The organism is Microbacterium sp. LWO12-1.2, assembly GCF_040675875.1.
Taxonomy (GTDB): Bacteria; Actinomycetota; Actinomycetes; order Actinomycetales; family Microbacteriaceae; genus Microbacterium.
The window spans coordinates 3972244-3991712 of sequence record NZ_JBEGII010000001.1 but is presented as its reverse complement, the minus strand read 5'-3'; the positions used below and the strand labels follow the sequence as shown (position 1 = coordinate 3991712).

Below are 19469 nucleotides of genomic sequence, written 5' to 3'. Positions count from 1 at the left end.
GGGCGACCTAATCGGGCGATTGAGCCCCACGGTGAGCGCCCTTCACGCGGGCTCGACCGGGAGCCAGAGCTCGCACGCGGCGTGCGTGCCGGTGAACTCGAGATAGCGCACGATCGACGGGCCGAGACGCAGTCGCCACGGGTTCGACGGGAACCACTCGGTCGCGGTCGCCGCCCACAGGTTCTGCAGCGTCTCGGGGAACGGCCCTTCCGTGGCGAAGACGGCCCAGGAACCGGCCTCCAGAGGTATCCGGTCGAGGTCGTCCGGCACCGGTGTGGACGCCTGCAGCGCGACGCCATGCAGGTACGTGAGGGGCGCTCCCTCCGGCGCATCCGGCTCGATGTCTGCGGTGATGGCGAGGATGCCGGAGGGCTCGGCGTCGGAGAGGGCCTTGAGCCTCGCATGCTCCTCCGCGGGGATTCCGGCGATGTGCTCCTGGCTCTGTGGATTGACCCCCTCGTGGATCAGCGGCACGGTGGCGGCATGACCGGCGAGGACGAGCTCGGGTCGGGTGGTGATGGTGACGTGCATCGGGGTGCTCCCTTCGACGCTCAGGCGGAACCGGAGCGTGGGTTGTGTGCGGAGAGGACCACCGTCTCGGCGCGCATCCGCCGGCCCGATGCCGTGCACGGCCCGGAACGCGCGGCCGAACGCCTCGACCGATCCGTACCCGTGACGCACAGCCACATCGAGCAGACCGGATGCACCGGCGACGATTTCGGCCCCGGCGAGGGTCATCCGGCGGCGGCGCACGTACTCCGAGAGCGGCATACCGGCCAGTGACGAGAACATCCGACGCAGGTGGTACTCCGTCGTGCCGTGCTCGCGGGCGAACGCGGTCACGTCGATCTCGTCATCCGTGCGTTGCTCGACGAGATCGACCAGGGCGTTGAGCGTTCCGATCATGCGGTCCTCCTTACCCCTCCATCGTCGTCACGAGGGGAGGCCGCAGACCCGATCGTTCACGACCGATCCGATCGGCTCCCGCGCCGACGAGAGCCGAGAGGACCACTCTCCGTCAGAGCTCGACGGGCGGCGCGGGCTCCGTCTCGGACTCCTCAGGATGACGAGCGAGGTTCACGATCGCGGCGATCAGGCCGCCCCAGACGGTGACCATGGCGATGATCATCATGACGATCGCTGTCGTGGTCATGCGCGCGTCTCCTTCCGGTCGGTGTGCACAGGGATCGAGGCCGTCTCGGGGTCGGGCTGGTAACTCTCCTCCTCGAGGAAGTCGTCGTACTCGGGATCGTCCTTCGCGTGCGATCGGGTGCCCCATGGCAGTGCCGAGAGCAGGAGGGCGATGATCACCAACGCGATCACCATGCCCCAGCCGAACACTCCGACGAACCAGGAGGGATAGCCTCCGTAAGGCTCCGAGATCTTCTCGATGAGTCCGGTGATCAGGAGGTAGCCGAGCACGAGCGGCGCGAGAACGGCGATCAGGATCTTCCAGAGTCTGCCGACGGGGAAGCTCGAACGCCTGTTGAGGTGTTCCGTCAACGCCGGCAGCTTGTGCAGGAACCAGGCGACGACGATCACGGCGACCAACGCGACCGCCATGATCCCGAAGGAGTTGACGAACGCATCTGCGGTGTCGAGGACGGAGATCGCCGTCGTCGTCGAGAACAACGCCATCGAGATCACCGCCAGCGGGATCGACACGGTAAGCGTCGTGCGGATGCGTCCCCAGCCCAGCTTGTCCTGGAGGGCGGCGACGATGACCTCGAGGATCGAGATGAGCGAGGTGATCCCGGCGAAGACCAGCGCGCCGAAGAACAGCACGCCGATGATCGACCCGCCCGCCGCCTGCGACACGATCGTCGGGAAAGCGATGAAAGCGAGGCCGATGCCGGATGTCGCCACCCCGGCGACATCCGTCCCCTGCGCCTGCGCCATGAAGCCGAGCGCCGCGAACACGCCGATGCCCGCGAGGATCTCGAAGCCCGAGTTCGCGAAGGCGACGACGAGGCCGGAGCCGGTGAGGTCGGTCTTGCGCTTCAGGTACGAGGAGTACGTGACCATGATCCCGAAGGCGACCGAGAGCGAGAAGAAGATGTGCCCGTACGCCGAGGCCCAGACCGCGGGGTCGGCGAGCGCCTCCCAGTTCGGCGCGAAGAAGGCGTTGAGCCCTTCTGCCGCTCCCGGAAGGAAGAGAGACTGCACGACGAGGATCGCGAACATCACCGTCAGCAGGGGCATCAGGATCATGTTCGCGCGTCCGATGCCGCGCTTCACTCCCAGCGCCATGATGCCGATGACGAGGAGCCAGACGACGACGAGCGGGATCCCGACCTGCGGGACGAAATCGGTCGAAACCCCGACCTCCGCGACGTCGGCCGATTGCAGGAAGTCGGTGAAGAAGAAGTCGTTCTCGTTCCCCGGCCCCCAGGTGAGCTGTGCGGAGAACCAGGTGTACATGGCCGCCCAGGCGATGATCACCGCGTAGTAGACGGCGATGACCACGCAGATGAGCACCTGCCACCATCCGAGAGGCTCGGCGGCTCGATGCATCCGCCGGAACGCGAGCGGAGCCGAGCCACGGAACCGGTGACCGATCGCGTAGTCGAAGAACAGCAGCGGGATGCCGGCTGTCAGCAGAGCACAGAGGTACGGGATGAGGAACGCCCCGCCCCCTCCTTCATAGGCGACGTACGGGAATCGCCAGATGTTGCCGAGTCCGACAGCGGAGCCGATCGCCGAGAGGATGAACACGTTCCGCGAACCGAAGGCCTCGCGACGTGGTTTCTGCATCGTTGCTGTCGCCATGCCCGCGACCCTACCGGAGTCCTCCAGGACGGGCCAGGTGCGCGCGCGGTGCGCCCTCGATCGACGCTGCCCGCCCCGCGGCCGAACGAGATCTCATCCGTGAAGGATGAGATCGCCGCAGACACTCTTCGCTGCTGCTGAGATGGTCCCGAGGACCCGTCGTCGCCACGGGCGCACCACTGGATCCGGTGTGAGATCCAGACACCGCTCAGCCATTGAAGGAATCATCATGACCACCGCATCTGCCGACCGTCGCGTGCCCCTGGCGAGCGCTCCGAACATGCGCGATCTCGGCGGCATTCGCGTGGCAGACGGTGTCGTGGGAGCAGGCTTGCTCTACCGTTCTGCATCGCTGGCGAAGCTCGACGCCGCCGACGAGGCCGTTATCGAATCACTCGACATCAGAACCGTGTACGACCTCCGCACGGCGGCGGAGCGCGAGGACGCACCTGACCGTGTTGGGGACAGCGTCCGCTCGGTGTGGCTCGACGTCGTCGCTGACAGCCAGGACAATGTGGCCGCGCAGATCCCTACCCTGCTCGCCGAGCCGGGAGCACTCCAGAGGATGCTCGGCGGCGGACGGGCAGAGGGCTATCTCGCAGACGCGAACCGAAAGTTCGTCAGCTTGCCCTCCGCTCTCGCCGCCTACCGTTCGTTCTATCTCGATCTGATCGACGAGCATCGCACCGGTGCTGCGCTGGTCCACTGCACCACTGGCAAGGACCGCACAGGCTGGGCCGCGACATCGTTCCTGCTGCTGCTCGGCGCGAGCGAGGCGGATGTGCGTGCGGACTACCTCGAGACGAACACGGATCTCACGCCTGCTCTCCAGCCCATGCTCGATGCCCTCACGGCGAAAGGCGTGCACACGGAACTCCTTGCCCCGATCCTCGGAGTGCGTGACAGCTACTTCGACGCCGCGCTCGATGAGCTCCGCAGCCGATACGGCACGATCGAGGGTTATGCGCGGGATGGGCTGGGGCTCACCGACATGCAGATCGGCATGCTTCGCCGCCGCTTCACAGAGACCGTGTGAGTGATGCCAGACACAGTCTCTTCAGGTAGCCACGTCGCATTGCAGGAGCAGGCAGCTCCGCGGGGCGCCGGCCCTATCCTCGCGGCGCTCATCCTCGCCGCTGTCGTGTGCAAGCTCAACATCGCCGCCGGCCCTGTCGCGCTACCGGCGATCGGCGAGGTCTTCGGCTCCTCTCAGGCGATGCTGAACCTCGTCTCGATCGGCGCACCGTTCGGGCTGGCGATGTCTGTGCTGTACTTCGGCGCGCTGGCTGACCGTTACGGACGCAAACAGGTCCTCACGATCGGTCTGGTCCTGATCGTCGTCGCGAGCGCCCTGTCCGCACTCGCGCCGACGATCGAGCTGTTGATCCTCGCTCGCGTGTTCACCGGCCTCGCTGCGGGCATGGTGTTCCCGACCACCCTGGCGCTGATCACGGCGCTGTGGGCCGACGGGGCCGGGCGCAAGAAGGCGATCGCGCTGTGGGGGGCCGTCGCCGGAATGGCCTCGATCGCAGGTGCCGTCGTCGCCGGTGCCGTGCTGGCCTTCCTGCCCTGGAGCGCGTCGTTCCTCACCAGCATCCCTCTTGCCCTCATCGCGATCCTGATCATCGTGCGCTCGGTTCCATCCCACGTGAAGGAGTCCGAAGAGCCGGTGGACCACCTGGGCGGGGTGCTCTCCACGCTCGGGATCGCCGCACTCGTGTTGAGCATCGGATTCTGCTTCGCACCCGGCGGAACCGCGGTCGGTGTCGTCCTGCTCATCGCTGCCGTCGTCGTTCTCGGGCTCTTCGCGTGGCGACAGGTCCATGCGAAGAACCCTCTCTACGACCTGAGGATCGCAAAGCAGCGCATGTTCTGGGCACCCGCGATCAGCGGTTTCATCGTGTTCGGTTCGCTCTCAGGCGCCGTTTTCGTCAGCGTGCAGTTCATGCAGAACGTCCTGCAGTACTCCGCCTTGCAGGCAGGGCTCGCCGTGCTGCCCGCAGCTCTCGGACTGCTTATCGCCGCACCGTTCGCCGCGCGCATCCTCGTCTCCAAGGGAACACGCTCGACGATGCTGCTGGGCTACATCCTGCTCGCGCTGGCCTACATCACCATGCTGCTGTGGCGCGAAGATGTGCCCTACTGGTTGATCGCCGTCGGCTTCATCCTGATCGGCGCCGCCGTCTCACTCGTCAGCACCGCATCATCGAGCGCGCTCACCAGCGCCACACCCGTGAATCGGGTGGGCATGGCGTCCGGCACCACCGACCTCCAGAACGACCTGGGGGCATCGATCATGCAATCGCTGCTGGGCGCCGTCCTCGCGACCGGCTTCGCGACCGCCACCGCCGCCCTCATCAGCGACAGCGCACGGGCATCAGACGTGACGAACGACATGATGCTCGCCCTGCAGTCATCCTTCGCCGCTGCAGCGCACGTCGCCACACAGAATCCGGACGCGGCCGACCACATCCTCGAAGGGGCCAGACAAGCCCTCATCTACGGCTCGTTCTCCGCTTTCCTCCTCGGCGCCGGCGCAGTCGTGCTGGGCTTCATAGTCGTGATCTTCGCCGTCCCCTCCCACGCCAAGGAACGGGGCGCGGTCGCCGACAACCAGGCTCACGCCTCCTAGTGCCCCGCGAGCACGACCGCGTGGCGGCACCATGAGCACCGTCTTCGCTGTCGCACCCGGTTCGCCAGATCCGTTCGGGCTTCCGAGCTAGTCACGCAGCTGCCCGTCGTTCCGCTTTCCGCGTTGTACTGATAGTCATGCGGTCGAGCGTGGTAGGCCCACCCGTGCGTGAGGCTGCGGATGGACCGTGGGACGAAGAGAGGAGTCTCCTGTTCACGGCTATGTCACGACTTCTTCGACGCGACGGACGTTTTCGCCCCAGTCGGCCATGAGGAAGGTGAAGACCAGAACGCAACGGAGGACGACATGTCACAGCGCGACACGCTAGACCAGATTCTGAGCACCGGCCAGCCGCCCGTTTCGGACCGATCCCCGGCGCTTGACGCTGCGATCACGCGGACATCTCGGGAAGCACAGCGCCAGGCGCGTCCGCGGCGGCGCATGAGCCGATCCGCTGCGGCAGGCCTGGCCGCGCTTCTTGCCGTGGGAGGCGGGGCCACCGCTGCTGTGGCCGCGACGTGGCAATGGCACCCGTGGGCGATGAACCCGGACGCGACTTTCACGGTCACTCTGCCGAGTGGCGCTACCTGCGAGTATCGCGCGGGAGCAGTGAGCGGGGCATCCGCTGAGACGACCGAAGCGGTGAGGGCGTTCATCGCGGCGAACGACATCGTGGAGATGGCTGATGTGGATGGGGCCATCGCGGAAGCGCGAGCTGATGGACAGACGATGTACGACGACAATGGCGAGTTGCGGCCGGCCGGCCCCGGCACAGAGTTGTACAACGCCGACTTCGAGTATCAGAGCGCCTTGAACCTCGCCGTCAGCGAACTCGTGTCGGACCACCTGCGCGCACGGGGAATCCTCACCCCTTACTCGCTCGACATGCAAGCGGATTGCGGCGACGAGTAAGCCGTGCGAGACACCAAACTGCACACGGCGTTGGAAGCGAACGGCTACGCCATACTCAACTACTTCGAACGGAGAGTCGGGCGCGATGACGCCCCGGATCTTCTCGCAGACGTGATGCTCGTCGCCTGGCGCCGAATCCACGTCATGCCCGACAACGCACAGGACACGCGAATGTGGTTGTTCGGGGTGGCCCGCAATGTTCTTCTCGAGCATGATCGTGCGGAACGTCGGCGAACGCGACTCGCTGGCCGGCTGCGTGCGGCGACTCGGGTGAGCCCGTTGCAGAGCCCGCCCGCGGACCAGCACGCCGAGGTGCTCGACGCTGTGCGAAGGCTCCCCTCCGACCTCCGAGAACTCGTACAACTCGTCCACTGGGATGGGTTCACGCTCGCGGCGGCGGCAGATCACATCGGGATTGGGGCATCGACAGCGAGGAGTCGGTATCAGCGGGCCCGCGAGATACTGCGGGCAGCACTCCTGCCCGAGTCTGTGGCGGCGAGGCGGCCGACCGACAGCGCCCTCCCTACGAGGAACACGTCAGAGGAACACTCCAGATGAACGCTCGATCATCTGGAGCACGGACGACAGGGAGGGGAGAATCGGAAGCATGGTCTACGCAGCGATAGTCCGGAGCAGGGTGCGCAGCACGTTCGATCAGATCAACGCCGGCAACTACCAGGCGATGGTCGATGGATTGGATTCTCCGTTCGAGTACGTCTTTCACGGCACTCACGCCCTCGGCGGTCGACGAGTCACGAAGGACGCCATGGTGCGATGGTGGGAGCGAACGCTCGACCTGCTTCCTGGAGCGAAGTTCGAAGTCCTCGAAGTGCTCGTCAACGGAGGCCCGTGGAAGACCCGGATCGCAGTGCGCAACCGCGTCAGCGGCCCCCTCCCGAACGGGGAGCGCTACGAGAACCTCGTCTTCCAGTTCATGACCCTCCGGTGGGGGAAGGTCTCTTCTGTGGAGACCGTGGAAGATCTCCAGATCCTCGAGCGAGCACTGCAGATCGTCGCCGATTCGGGAAAGCCCGACGCTCTCGCAGATCCGATCCTCGGCTAAGAGCAGTCGGACGAAGAGAGGAGTCTCCTGTTCGTGGTCACGAGATCGTCGAAGTAGAACCCAAGGCTGGCACGACGAGACTCGTGGAGACGCGGATGCCACTGGCATCCTCTGCTTCGAGATACGCGGAGGTCCACCCGGCTGGTAGCAACGCCGAGATCAGGTCGCCGTCGAGGTCCGCTGCTCGACTTTCCCAGGACTTGTTCTCCCAAGAGCCTCTGCTGCTCGTATAGCGAAGGGTCGCACCTCGGTCGGGCAGGTCAAAGCGCACGGTCGACGAGAGCCGACCGTCGACGATCGCGGGAGGCGAGAGAACGGGAAGCGCCGGACCCGCCTGTGCGCTTTCCGCGAAGAAGGCGGCGATCTCAACGGGCGACCATCCTTCTTCGTGGCTGTGGCGAAGTGATAGCGAAACGTGGCGGGTCACCGGCGCGCAAACGAGGCGAGCGCTCCGATCGAAGAGGTCAAGTCGATAGTGCGGATCATTGACGCCGGTGATCCATAGCGTTGGTGCGGCGATCTGCGCCAGGTAGTGCTTCTGATCGAACATCTTCGACCAAAGAGCGGCGTCGGCATCAGGGAGCTTCGACAAGTACGCCGACGTGTAAGAGTTCTCGGAATGGAAGCCGGCTCCGTACACGAAGGCCGCGCGTCGAACCCGCTCGTCGACGGAAGTGACCAGCTGTGCGACGTGCGAGCCCCATGAGATGCCGGTCAGGTAGAGCTGTGATGCGTCGACATCGGGGAGGGCGCCCAACACAGAAAGCGCGTGCCGAGCAGCCGAGACGGCGTGGACCATCCACGTGTGTTCCACGCCGTCTCGGATGCTTCCGAATTTTCCTTCGGCACTCTGCGGCGGCCCCGCTGTCTCGGCGAGACCACGAGACGGCGTGCTCCCGCTCAAGTCGATGGCGAGCGCCGCGTATCCGCGCTGTGCCCACATGGTCGCCCACTCTGGGAACGCTCGCCCTCCTCCGCCATGAATGAGGACGACACCTGGTCGCCGAGAGGTCCGGCTTCCTGACGGTTGTGCGAGGTAGGCGAATACCGTCGTAGCAGACCGCGACTCCGGCTCGACCTTGAACCATAAGGCTGAAATCGTTGGTCGTTCCCACAGGTAGTCCACCCCGACGTACTCGCGGGTCGGACGGGTCAACTCGGCGAGGGAAGGACGCATCTCAGGCTATCAATCGGTTGGTCAGCAGCTCGACGAGCGGCGATCTCAGAGAACGCCGAACTCCTGGAACGCTGTTGCCACGCCCATCCCGCCGTTCAGCGCTGCACGCATCTGCGACTCCCGAGTCAGCTTCTTCGCTGCGAGCTCCAAGACCCGTTCGAGGTGTTCGGAGGGGACGACGACAAGCCCGTCAGCATCGCACAGGACGAAATCTCCGGGGCGGACGGTAACGCCTCCGATCGAGACCGGACCGCCCGTCTCCACGACCTCGTCGCGCCCGAAACTGTCGAGGGGACTCGATCCTCGGAATGCCGTCGGCACGCCGATGCGGCGGACTTCATCGGCGTCACGAATGTAGCCGTCGATCAGAGCACCGGCACCGCCGGCTTGCGACACCGCCGTCGCCAGGAGGCCGCCGAACAGCGAGCTCGTGGAGGATTCGGGGGCGGAAAGTACCAGAACCTCCATTGGAGAGAGGCCGTCGATCGCTCCGAGCAACTTCGCGTAAGGCTCCGACGGCGGCGTGCTGACGGGAACCGCTCGTGCCGTCGCAGCGAGCCCGATGACTCTTACGCCGGGGTCCACATGCTTGAACTGCTGCGTAGACGCTTGTCCGAACACGCCCAGTTCGTCGAGGATGTCACTGAGGACACCAGAGAACAGCCCAGACCACTGGGATCGATCAATTGTCATGGCATCTTCCGTTTCTCTTGATGAAACGAGCTTACCACTAGATGAAATAGTCAACGCAATCCTAATTCTTGAGAATCTCGGTCCATGAACGAGACGGGTGGGGCGAGAGCCCCGCCCGTCTCGCCTGTCAGGGGAAGGTGATCGTGCGAGTCATCAGTCGCCATTCGGCCGGCATGACGGCCGGCGACGGATTGCCTGTGCGCGACACCATCTCGAAGTAGCGCGGCAGTGAGTCGTAGACCAAGACGAATGTCTTCGCAGCGGTCTTGAAGATCGTCGGCGTGCCGGTGTTGTACGCGTCGTCAGCATCCGTGACGGTAAGCGGCGAACTCCAGGTCGTCCCCAGATCCTCGGACCACTGGACAGCGACCCCCTTGCGCGGATAGGTCTGTCCACCGTAGGCGACGATGAGCAGATTGTTGGCGCTGTCGTAGGCAAGATTGCCGTCGATGCCACCGTTGTCGGCGATGATCTTGTGCGTCCACGTGGTGCCACCGTCAGAAGTGATCGAGACCATCATCGGCGGGATCTTCACGGTGTTCTTCGGCGAGTAGTACTTCCCCTTTTCGAGCGTCTGCTGGTAGACGCCAGGTGCAACATATCCGCCATAGAACCGTGAGCGCTGCGCATCTTGGCTGGACTGCGCGGGGTTGAAGATCTTGGTCGCATCGAGTTTCCTCGTCGAATCGTCGTCATCCGCACTCGACCTGGTGATGCATACGATCTTCGTTCCATCGGTCGGGATGCAACGTGGGCCGACCGAGTAGTAAAGCGGAAGGTCGTACGGCCCGTAGCCCGCTGCCGTCAACGCGGTCTGATACGCCGCCTTGTTCGCGATTCCGCCGATGAACTGAAAAGACGTCGGCGTGGAGAGGCTGGCGCGAACCATCCATGTGTCGCCGATCTTGGCGTTGGGAATCGTGGTGGGCGTACCGGCCACGGACCACGTCTCGCTGCCCGTGGTGAGCCGGTACAAGGACATGTAGAGGTATCCACTGTCGATGAAGACGGAGTACGGCTGCCAGTACCCGTTCGAGTTCCCGGGAAGCGCGCTGATGGTGAACTCGCTGGATCCCACCGACGAGCCGGTCGGGGAGGCGAACTTCAAGAACGTACCGGTCCACTTGGACTGCGCCGAATCGAAGGAGATGTTGTCGGTTGTGAGATCGACTGCCCACATTTCTCCGCTCGGCATTCCGACGGTGACATGGGTGGAGCCGTCCACGTACGTGCCGGCAGTACGCGTGATGGGAGTGAACGCTCCCCCCGAATAGCTGAACGACTGTTTCGTATCTATGCCGTGCGAGTCGACGATGAACGAGTTCGCCGCGTACGTCTGCCCGAGCGGAGTCCGTGTCGCCCAACCGAGCGTCGTCGATGCACTGACAGTCGGCGAACCTACCGCAGCTTCAGCCTTCGGCACGTTCGCGAGCACACCACCTCCGATGGCCAGCCCTAAGACTGCTACCGCGGCCACTGTGAGGCGGCCGATCCTTGCCGTTGCAATAGTCATCTACAGCTCCTTTCGTTCATTTTCGATCGCCGGGAGGCCCCGGACGTCCTAGAACCGAATCGAGGCCCAGCGCACGCCGCATGATCCGTCTTCGACAGACCAGTAGGTGAGGAGCGCGGACTCGCGGTCTCGTAGCAGGAGGATGGGAAACCCGAACTGAAAGTCGAGCATCTCCTCGGCAAGCGACTCGCCTGTACGACTCAGCCGCCGAATGTCGGGGTCATATCCGAGGATCTCCTGCTCGACTTTCCAGGTGAGGCCGTTCAACTGCGCCAGCGCCAGCACGACCCCTTGCTCCCCGTAACGTCGGTTGTACGCAAGCAGAAACCTTTCGTCCGGGAGTTGAACTGCGCTCAGCGTCTGCCCGAAGATCTCCATGCTGTGAGGCGCGCTCCACGTCTCACCCTCATCGTCAGAGATCGCGAAGTGGTTGCTCCGATCTGAGGCATCGGCCAAGCTGACAGCCCACGCCGTCGCGAGTATGCGCCCATCGTTCAATTGGGTGAGCTTCTGCTCCAGGAATCCGAGCTCACCATCCGGATCAACGAGTGCGGTCGCGTGGCGGGGCCATGTCAGCCCATCGTCGTCCGAGATCGCGACCAGCACCCGCTCGCCCAACCGCCCTTCCTCGATCGTCGCAGCGGGAGCGAGGAGCCGGCCCGAGCGGAGCGCGAGCACCCCGTGAGATATTTCGAGCGCATGCGTGGGGAACGGAACGGTGGCCGGCGAGGACCACGTCGATCCGCCATCGATGGATCGGCAAAGTACTGCGTCATACCGCCGGTCATCGAAGACGACACTTTCGGGTTGTTGCTGGCGCGCACCGTAGGCGAACACGGTGCGGGTTCGCGTCGATGCGGACGCTTTCAGGAAATTGGTCGTTCGCGGGTGTGCCACAGCACCGAGAAGCGTCTCGCGCGGGCTCCACGTGCGGCCGTCGCGCGAGCGCGAGAGACTTGTGCCACCTGTCGCGAACTGCCCTCCTGCGTCACTGAAAGCAGACAGGAGGCTACCGTCCTCTAGAACGGCGGTCTGGGCGAAAGCGGAATCCGCGTTGTCGATGGTTCCTCGCTCGACGATACGCACTAGCTGACCTTCCCTGTGACGTTGGCGTCGTCCTGAAGCTCGACGATTCGCAGCTCGACCGCCGACACCCTCGGGGTGGCGACGCTGTTGGTGGCACCGAACGCAAGCCGGTACTGAACGAACCCCTCAAGAGGAATGTCCGTCGCTTCCTCGCTCTCGAGCCACCCGTTCACAACCTCTCCGGTTCGCCACGGACTTGTCGCAAGCTCGGACTCTGCGGCTGCAGTGCGCACTTGAGAGCGCACCCAGGTCTTTGCCGGGATGCTTCCTTCCACGCGGATGCTCTTCAGCACGCCGTTCGAGCGGAACACGCGTGACTCGAAGAACTCTTCCGGCCCCCGGTCATAGATGTTTCCGAAGTCGAGATGACTGAGTCCGTGCGCACCTCCGGTCGGCAGGCTGGTTCTGTGTGACTCGCTGAAGCCGTCTGGTCCGTTGTGCCAGACATAGGATTCGCAATCGTGATTGCCGTAGTAGCGATGGTTTGCGATGGCGAGATCGATGTAGCCGTCCTCGTTGAAGTCGGCGGCAAGGATGCCGCACGCGGAGTGATGGAACAAGCGCGTCACTCGGTGCGGATGGTACTCCCCGTTCTCATCACCCCAATAGATGTAGCTGTCGATGTCGCGGGTCTGATGCGCCACATAGTTGGCGACGATGATGTCCAGGACTCCGTCGTTGTTGAGGTCAGCAACACTGACATCTGCAGCAAAGAACGAAGGCAGTTGCGCGCGCCTGGAGTTCGAGTAGCCTTCCGGTCCACCCCAGTAGATGTACACGAAACAGTTGTGCGCATTCGTGGGGTCGTCCCCCTTGTATCCGCCGACGATAAGATCCAGCCAGCCATCGTTGTTGAGATCAGCGACGCGGGTCGACACGACCTTGCCGCTTTCCAGCACGACGGATCGGTTGGCATCGAATCCGTCCGGCCCTCCCCAGAGGATGAGAACTCCACCCCGCCCGAGGTCGGGGACAACGAGATCGAGCCAGCCGTCCTTGTTGAGGTCGGCGACGCTCATGAACCTGGCATCCGCGTACGTGCGACCGTCTACGACCAAGTCGATGCGTTCCGGCTCTGCCAGCCCCTCAGGCCCGCCCCGAAAGAGCTGTAGGTAGGACTGCTCCCAACTGCTCGTCACAAGATCGAGGTACCCGGAACGAGAGAAGTCCGCGACAACGCCCGACATGTTGTGCGTTGTCGCGAGCTCGATTCGATCCTCGATCGGGAATTCATCGCTTCGGCGCACGTAGATGAACGAGCCCTTGTCGGTTTCAAGCCAGTTCTCGTTCGAGTTGGCCATGAAGATGTCCGGCGCACCCCGGTCCCAGAAGTCGACGAACTTCAGTTCCGTCGCCGCCCACCCCGGAAACTCGAGGCGTCGGTCAGCGGAGAATCCGTCTGCAGCACCGAGGTACACGAAGGTGTTCACGTCTCCCCGCACCGTGTTGCTCAGATGGTTGATGAAGACGGGCTTGGGCAGACCATCCAGGGGCCACCGGATCATAAGTACGTCTTGCGCGCAGTGAGTCGGCAGCCGATTGGGAACGCCGGTGAATCCGGTGTCGGAACTGGGGAAGACGAGAGCCTCTGTCGTGTAGTGATCCGGCCGCTGCCCCTGGCAGACGATGACATCCGAATATCCGTTGCCGTCCAGATCCGCGATCACGACGTCGTTGGCGTATGCCGTCTCGAACGCGATCGATGCGCCGAGCTCTGACGTCTCTGCGCCGTGTGGATAGAGGCGGGACACCTGCCCTTGCCCTTCATCCTGGTGCGTCACGAGCACCAGGTCGGATCGCCCCGCCCCGAGTACGGGTCCAGACGCGGCGCTGATCACCGGCCCGGTGTCGAGAGCGGCGGAGAGATGTACGTTGCGCGCCTCGTCGAACCTCACGAAGTATGTGGTCGCCTCGGGGCAGAGGAAGATGCTCGGCCGCTCCATGAAATCGATCACCTTGAGGCGGACTTCCGTCTGGGGAGTCTGGACGTACTTCGTGGCGCTGTCGACGGTGCCACCGCCACCGCCCATGGCGGCCAGGTCATAGAGGGCCTCCAACCGCCGGGTCCCCGTGTACTCGGCGGGGACCCGCGTGCTGCGCTCCGCCGACAGCCCATCGGCTCCACCCCAGAAGACGATGACGGCGCTGTCTGCACAGCGGACGATGAGATCATCGAACCCGTCCCCGTCCAGGTCCGCAGCAACGATGGATTCGATCTCAAGGTCGATCGTCAAGTCGCGATAGCTATGGGACGCGAACCCGTCAGAGCCCTGTTCGAACAGTCGCAGTCGCTCCCGTGACAGCAGGATGATCGCGGGGCGTTCCCTCGATGTGAACCGTCCGATGACCACGTCTTTGCTCGAAGGCGCCCACAACTGCTGCATACGGCTCCGTGAGTAGCCATCTGCGCCCGCATAGTAGATCTGGGCGTGCAGTTCGTTCGTGACGCCGTCAAACTGATTGGCGATGACGATATCGTCCAGCCCGTTGCCGTTGAGATCCGCCGTTGCGCCGGCATAGGCACCCAATGAGTCGAGTTCCACGCGATCGGTATCGAGGAGGGGCGAGACGTAGACGTAGGCCGGCAGAACCGGTCCGTCATCGTGCGAGTTCGCAAAGGGCAGATCCACATAGCCCGATCCAGAGATGCTCGAGTACGAGATCCGTTGCAAAACCCCCGCCTTCGAGAGGTAGATGTTCTGCCCCCCGTTGCCGAGCGTTCCCTGGCGGAAGTCTTCAAACGAGTAGTCGCCGATCTCTCCGACCGGCTGGTTGCGTCGCGTCATGGCCCTGTTTCATTAGGTGGAATCATATTTTCATTCAACCGTAGGGCGGGTGACATCGCGTTGTCAACGCTCGATCGAATGTCAGTCAGACGACGTCCACGTGAAACAGTCGACCGGCAAGTGGGTCGACATCGGAGTGATCGGGAGCACCCTCACGTGCGGTCGTGATGAGCAGCGTGTGGCCGCCATCTCCCCCTCGGGCGACGCTGGTGACTTGGGCGGTGCCCACCTCTATGGTTCCTTGTCGCCTACCGGCGGAGTCGAGGTGATGGACGACACCAGCGCCATACATCGCCACCCACACCCCTCCGAACCCATCACCGCAGATTCCGTCGGGCATGCCGTCGCGCTCTTCGAACTTCGCGAACTCCTCGCTCCGACGGATCGATCCGTCTCGAAAGGTGTGCGCCCAGATCGTGCGCGTCCCTGAGTCCGCATGCAGGAGCATCTCTCCACTCGACCATGTCATTCCGTTGCTCATCGAGAACGGTCCGGCAATACGGGTCACCCTGCCTCGGGCAGAGACCGACCACAGCCATCCGTCAGCCCGACGGTTCGGTCCAACCGATCCGATCACGAGTGTGCCGTCGGCGTGCAGAGCACCATCGTTCAGCACCTCACCAGTCATCACGGGGATGCTCGCGCGCTTCCGTGCGCCGCCTTGATGCCGACCCAGCTCGACGATGTCGGCGCCGACAGCGAGGAGCAGCCCGGACTTCTGCAGGGGCTGGACGTAGGAGACCCTGCGCCCGAACGTGAAGGCCCTCACCGCAGAGGGTTGGCCCCGCGGCAGCGAGGATCGCGCAAGGTTCCAGATGTCACCGACCTCGACGTCGACCCACCACCACCCCTCCTCCGACCAGCGCGGGCTCTCGGCAAGCGCGCATCGGGGCGCCGCCGAGAGCACGCGCACGCTCTTCGACGACGTTGAACCACTCACCTTCACCCCTCGACCTCGTGCACCGATCTACTGCGGACCCGCACCGTGCAGTGGCGCCAGCATGGCGATGAAATCGCCCTGAACGACGGGCGCATCCCTGCGCACGGCCATCACAAGCGAGGCGAACGGGGCGGTCAAAGATTCTCGCAGTTGCCCGTCAGCGCCCCGGATCTCGGCAAGCGTCGCACCGGCGGCGACCTCTTGTGCGACATCGACGAACAAGACGGCGATCCCCGCCCCGCTGCACGTGATCGACGCGTCGAGATTGCCGTCGCCGCCGCGGATGGTTCGCGGGGCAGCACCATCTACGACCTCGCCGTCGACCATGCCGAGAGCGACTGCGACCCGACGCACTCCCCCAACCAACGCCTCCAGCTCCTCGCGCCTGACTGTGCCTCCGCCCGAGCACTCGACATAGAGTGCCGCGATGCCACGATCCGCTGCGGTGCTGATGCTCCGCCCCGGACCGATCACATCGTGTTCCCAGATGATCGGAACACCGAAGGCGGCGGCAAGCGGGGCGCACCGATGGGCGTCGGCGGCGTCATATCCGATCATCAGCGGCATCTTCAGTGCCCTCCCGGCCGAGTGCAGGTCGATGAGGACGTCCGATCCCTCCACCGCTGATTCCGTCAGCGCCCGCGCGATGCGTTCAGTCGTCGTGCCGTCCGGACTACCAGGAAAGCACCGCGCGAGATTCTTGTCGTCATCAGGGGTGTGACGCGTCTGGCTCGCTGCTGCGATCGGGTTTGCGCGCGGGATGACCCGGAGCTCTCCCCTCTCGATCTGCGGACCAAGCGTCTCGGCGATGAGCGCTGCAGCGAGCTGCCCTTCGAATTCGTCGCCGTGGACTCCACCGAGGATCGTCAGCGTTGGCCCCGGTGAGCGACCGCGAGAGACACGCATCGCGATTCCAGGAGACCCCGCCACCGGAATCACGATGTCGGCGCTGTCGTCCAGTGAGCTCATGCAACGCCTACGAGGTGGGTCTCATCGATCATCGCGACCGCCCGTCGTGCATGTTGGTCCATCCCAGGCTGCTCCTGCATGGGGAAGCTCAAGGTCGGCCCGTCGATCAGGCCGAGTCGGGTGAGCGCGGCCTTGAGCGCCCCGATGGCCCGGGATGTTCGGCCCGCGCCCTCATCAGGGGTCGTGTAGAGAGCAGCGTACGCACTCAGCGCGGAATCGAGACGATGAGCTGTCTCAAGGTCAGAAACGGCAAGCGCCTGCACGAGTGCCGCATGGACCGGGGCCACGATGTTGGAGAGCCCCGGCACGAAGGTGGTGAACCCTGCCGCGGACGCCTTGACGAGATCCGTCTCGCTGCCGGACATGCGCACGAACCCGTCGACATCTTTGGTCGCCTCAGCAAAAGCGGCGTGGCTCTCCAACGAGCCCGAGCTGTCTTTGACTCCCGCGATCACGCCGTCGAGCGCGAGCCGAGCGAGCGTCTCCGCATCGATGGACGCCGGGGCGCGACTCGGCACCTGATAGGCGATGAGCGGAGCGGTGGTTGCTCGCGAGAGCGCACGGAAGTGCAACTCGAGTTCCGATGCAGAAAGGTCGAACGCGAAAGTCGGCGCGGACAGGATCGCGTCCGCGCCCAGGTGAGTGAATGCACCAGCCATGCGCTCGGCTTGCCGGGTGTTGAGCGCGGGAACCGTCGCGATGAGGATGAGCTCTGCCTCTGCGTCGCGGGCGATGCGCACGACGTGCTGCTGTTCATCGAAAGTCAGATGCCCGCCTTCTCCCGTCGACCCGAGGACGAGGATCCCGTCGGCGCCGGCGCGGGCGATTGATCGGACGAGGCGGGTGAGACTGTCCGCGTCAATGCTGTGGTCGGTGTTGAGCGGAGTCACAATCGGAGTGACGACGCCGCCTCGGGCCGACAAGTTCTGGACTGAAATGGGCATTCGTTGGGTTCCTCTGCGTAGGTCGAGAACTGACAAGATGATGCTATATTGAAATCTCGATTTCATGCAATGGAACAATTCGGATGACGCGCTCCGCAAGTCGGTGTCCTAAAGGCCTGGAAGGTGATCATGACGGGGATCTGGCGGTGGGCAGCCCACCTCCCTCATATAGAGGACATGAACAGAGTCACTCTGGGAGAGGGGGATACTCCGCTCATTGACGTGTCCGGCAGCCTCAGTGCCAGATTCAATGGTGCTCGGGTTCTGTTGAAGTGTGAGCACCTCAACCCCAGCGGCTCGTTCAAGGACCGCATCGCGGCGGTCGCCGCATCCCTGGTACTCGCGCGGGGCCTCACAGGAGCGATCGGCACCTCGTCAGGAAACGGCGGCGCCGCGATCGCCGCCTACGCCGCAGCAGCCGGATTTCCGGCCATCTTGCTCACGCTTCCAGACGCGCCCCCTGGCAAGCTCCGGCAAATCACGGCAACCGGTGGACGCCTTCAGCCGTTCGAGGGACTCGGACACGATGCCGCCAGCACTCTGGCTGTGGCCCAAACCGTCAAAGCCATCGCCGCGGAGCGCCGATGGCTCGCCTTTCTCACCGGCGCCCGTTTCGCCCCGGAGATCATGCGAGGGGCGGAGACGATCGCGTTCGAGCTGGCCGAACAATCGGCTGAAGCAACCGCGGTGTACGCGCCGGTCGGTGGCGGTGGCCTGATCGCGTCGCTCGCTCGGGGGTACGGTCGCCTCGGTGCACGACGCCCGGCGCTCAGGGCTGTCCAGCCGGCCGGCAACCCGACGGTGAGAGCCTCACTCGACACCGACGGAAAGTCCTCCGTCGACAGGTCATCGACCGTGCTGTCCGGGCTGCAGGTGGCTATTCTCTTCGACGACGTCCGCACCGCTCTCTCCGAACCCCGAGATGGACTCGTGGAGATCGAGGACGACGACGCTCAGCAGGCGCAAGCCGATCTCGCCCGCGCAGGCATTCTTCTGGAACCTGCCGGCGCGTGCGCGCTGGCAGGTGCGCTGCGTGAGGCGGACCTGTACGACGACAGGGATACGATCGTGCTCATCGCGACGGGAGCTGGATGGAAGACCCCCGACGATTTCACATCGACCGATCGCACAGCGGTGCCGCCGCTCAGTTCCGTCGGCGAAGTGGGGGCTCTCTTGGATGCGGCTTCGCCCGGCGGAACCGCGAGGAGGATGAAATGATGCCCACGGATTCCCACGTTGCAGTCATCACCGGCGCATCCAGCGGTATCGGCGCGGCTGCAGCACGCGCATTCAATGCGGCCGGTTATCGTGTCGCTCTCGCGCACGAACCCACCGATGAGGCGCGCAGACTCGGGGCTGAGGTGATCGCAACCCTGCCCCGACCTGAAATCGAGTGCGTCGGTGTCGAGGCTGATCTTCTCGACCCTGCCGCGCCTGTCCACCTGATCAGCTCCGCGGCCGAGCACTGGGGGCGGATCGACGTCGTCGTCGCAAATGCCGCGCGGACATTTCGTGGACCATTCTTCGAGACGGAGCTGAACGAGTGGGACGCGATCTCACGCGTGAACGTTCGAAGCACGTGGTTGCTGGCAAGAGAATCAAGAGATCATCTGTTGAGCACGAGAGGATCATTCATCGCGGTCTCGTCTGTGCTGGCCACTCTCGGGTCAGCGGACGCGCTGGCGTACACGACGTCCAAGGCTGCCATCTCGGGGATGATTCGCTCCCTCGCACGGGAACTGGGCCCCTTCGGTGTCAGGGCGAACTGCGTCTCGCCCGGCGCGATCCAGACCGAACGGGAAGCCACCCTTCACGGCACAGGCCGAGAGCTCGACGAGTCGATCACCGCACACCAGGCGATCAAACGCCGTGGACAAGCCGCGGACGTGGCCGCGGCAATCCTCTTCCTGGCTGGCGAAGACGCCGCCTTCATAACCGGCCAGGATCTCGTGGTCGACGGCGGGTGGCTGATGCGCTGAGGCGAC

General features: G+C 64.3%; 18 protein-coding genes. 7 read left to right on the top strand and 11 right to left on the bottom strand.

Annotated elements, in window-relative coordinates; translation table 11 throughout:
* Positions 1-42 precede the first annotated feature (42 nt).
* The 3 genes from MRBLWO12_RS19015 to MRBLWO12_RS19005 all read right to left on the bottom strand — a co-directional run bounded on the left by MRBLWO12_RS19015 (position 43) and on the right by MRBLWO12_RS19005 (position 2769).
* Positions 43-906 (bottom strand): AraC family transcriptional regulator, encoded by an 864-nt coding sequence (locus MRBLWO12_RS19015; protein ID WP_363558335.1) that lies wholly within the window; start codon positions 904-906, stop codon positions 43-45.
* 112 nt (positions 907-1018) lie between these two features.
* Entirely contained in the window at positions 1019-1153 is a 135-nt protein-coding gene (locus MRBLWO12_RS19010; RefSeq protein ID WP_363558333.1) for a methionine/alanine import family NSS transporter small subunit, read from the bottom strand.
* The gene (locus tag MRBLWO12_RS19005) at positions 1150-2769 is read right to left on the bottom strand and encodes a sodium-dependent transporter (protein WP_363558331.1); all 1620 of its coding nucleotides are present in this window, start codon (positions 2767-2769) and stop codon (positions 1150-1152) included. Before MRBLWO12_RS19005 ends, MRBLWO12_RS19010 begins: the two co-directional genes overlap by 4 nt.
* Before the next feature lie 229 nt (positions 2770-2998).
* Between MRBLWO12_RS19005 and MRBLWO12_RS19000 the strand changes: the two genes are divergently transcribed.
* The 5 genes from MRBLWO12_RS19000 (at position 2999) to MRBLWO12_RS18980 (ending at position 7376) form a co-directional block, all read left to right on the top strand.
* A complete protein-coding gene (locus tag MRBLWO12_RS19000) occupies positions 2999-3805 on the top strand; it encodes a tyrosine-protein phosphatase (RefSeq protein WP_363558329.1) in 807 nt (268 codons plus the stop codon).
* A gap of 3 nt (positions 3806-3808) precedes the next feature.
* On the top strand, positions 3809-5401 hold the full coding sequence (locus MRBLWO12_RS18995; RefSeq protein WP_363558327.1) for an MFS transporter: 1593 nt from the start codon (positions 3809-3811) through the stop codon (positions 5399-5401).
* Between the two features lie 441 nt (positions 5402-5842).
* Positions 5843-6313: a hypothetical protein gene (locus tag MRBLWO12_RS18990; RefSeq protein ID WP_363558325.1), complete on the top strand. Its 471-nt coding sequence runs from the start codon at positions 5843-5845 to the stop codon at positions 6311-6313.
* Positions 6314-6316: 3 nt separating this feature from the next.
* Positions 6317-6871 (top strand): RNA polymerase sigma factor, encoded by a 555-nt coding sequence (locus MRBLWO12_RS18985; protein ID WP_363558323.1) that lies wholly within the window; start codon positions 6317-6319, stop codon positions 6869-6871.
* A 49-nt stretch (positions 6872-6920) separates the two neighbouring features.
* Positions 6921-7376 (top strand): nuclear transport factor 2 family protein, encoded by a 456-nt coding sequence (locus MRBLWO12_RS18980; protein ID WP_363558321.1) that lies wholly within the window; start codon positions 6921-6923, stop codon positions 7374-7376.
* Positions 7377-7413: 37 nt separating this feature from the next.
* On the opposite strand, the gene MRBLWO12_RS18975 is transcribed toward MRBLWO12_RS18980, so the two are convergent.
* The 8 genes from MRBLWO12_RS18975 to MRBLWO12_RS18940 form a co-directional block, all read right to left on the bottom strand.
* Positions 7414-8553 carry a dienelactone hydrolase family protein gene (locus MRBLWO12_RS18975; protein WP_363558319.1) on the bottom strand — a complete coding sequence of 380 codons (1140 nt, stop codon included), beginning with the start codon at positions 8551-8553 and terminating at the stop codon, positions 7414-7416.
* A 45-nt stretch (positions 8554-8598) separates the two neighbouring features.
* Entirely contained in the window at positions 8599-9300 is a 702-nt protein-coding gene (locus tag MRBLWO12_RS18970; protein ID WP_363558317.1) for an RraA family protein, read from the bottom strand.
* Between the two features lie 73 nt (positions 9301-9373).
* Positions 9374-10759, bottom strand: a complete 1386-nt coding sequence (locus tag MRBLWO12_RS18965) for a sialidase family protein (RefSeq protein WP_363558315.1) — start codon at positions 10757-10759, stop codon at positions 9374-9376.
* A 48-nt stretch (positions 10760-10807) separates the two neighbouring features.
* Positions 10808-11845: a sialidase family protein gene (locus MRBLWO12_RS18960; RefSeq protein ID WP_363558313.1), complete on the bottom strand. Its 1038-nt coding sequence runs from the start codon at positions 11843-11845 to the stop codon at positions 10808-10810.
* The gene (locus tag MRBLWO12_RS18955; RefSeq protein WP_363558311.1) at positions 11845-14631 is read right to left on the bottom strand and encodes an FG-GAP repeat domain-containing protein; all 2787 of its coding nucleotides are present in this window, start codon (positions 14629-14631) and stop codon (positions 11845-11847) included. The genes MRBLWO12_RS18960 and MRBLWO12_RS18955 overlap by 1 nt, the downstream gene beginning before the upstream one ends.
* An 85-nt stretch (positions 14632-14716) precedes the next feature.
* On the bottom strand, positions 14717-15571 hold the full coding sequence (locus MRBLWO12_RS18950; RefSeq protein ID WP_363558309.1) for an SMP-30/gluconolactonase/LRE family protein: 855 nt from the start codon (positions 15569-15571) through the stop codon (positions 14717-14719).
* A 27-nt stretch (positions 15572-15598) separates the two neighbouring features.
* Positions 15599-16540 (bottom strand): succinylglutamate desuccinylase/aspartoacylase family protein, encoded by a 942-nt coding sequence (locus MRBLWO12_RS18945; RefSeq protein WP_363558307.1) that lies wholly within the window; start codon positions 16538-16540, stop codon positions 15599-15601.
* On the bottom strand, positions 16537-17583 hold the full coding sequence (locus MRBLWO12_RS18940) for a dihydrodipicolinate synthase family protein (RefSeq protein WP_363558305.1): 1047 nt from the start codon (positions 17581-17583) through the stop codon (positions 16537-16539). The genes MRBLWO12_RS18945 and MRBLWO12_RS18940 overlap by 4 nt, the downstream gene beginning before the upstream one ends.
* A 30-nt stretch (positions 17584-17613) precedes the next feature.
* Here MRBLWO12_RS18940 and MRBLWO12_RS18935 point away from each other — a divergent pair, with 30 nt between their 5' ends.
* Positions 17614-18702, top strand: a complete 1089-nt coding sequence (locus MRBLWO12_RS18935) for a PLP-dependent lyase/thiolase (protein ID WP_363558303.1) — start codon at positions 17614-17616, stop codon at positions 18700-18702.
* Positions 18702-19463, top strand: a complete 762-nt coding sequence (locus MRBLWO12_RS18930; protein ID WP_363558301.1) for an SDR family NAD(P)-dependent oxidoreductase — start codon at positions 18702-18704, stop codon at positions 19461-19463. Before MRBLWO12_RS18935 ends, MRBLWO12_RS18930 begins: the two co-directional genes overlap by 1 nt.
* Positions 19464-19469: the final 6 nt, after the last annotated feature.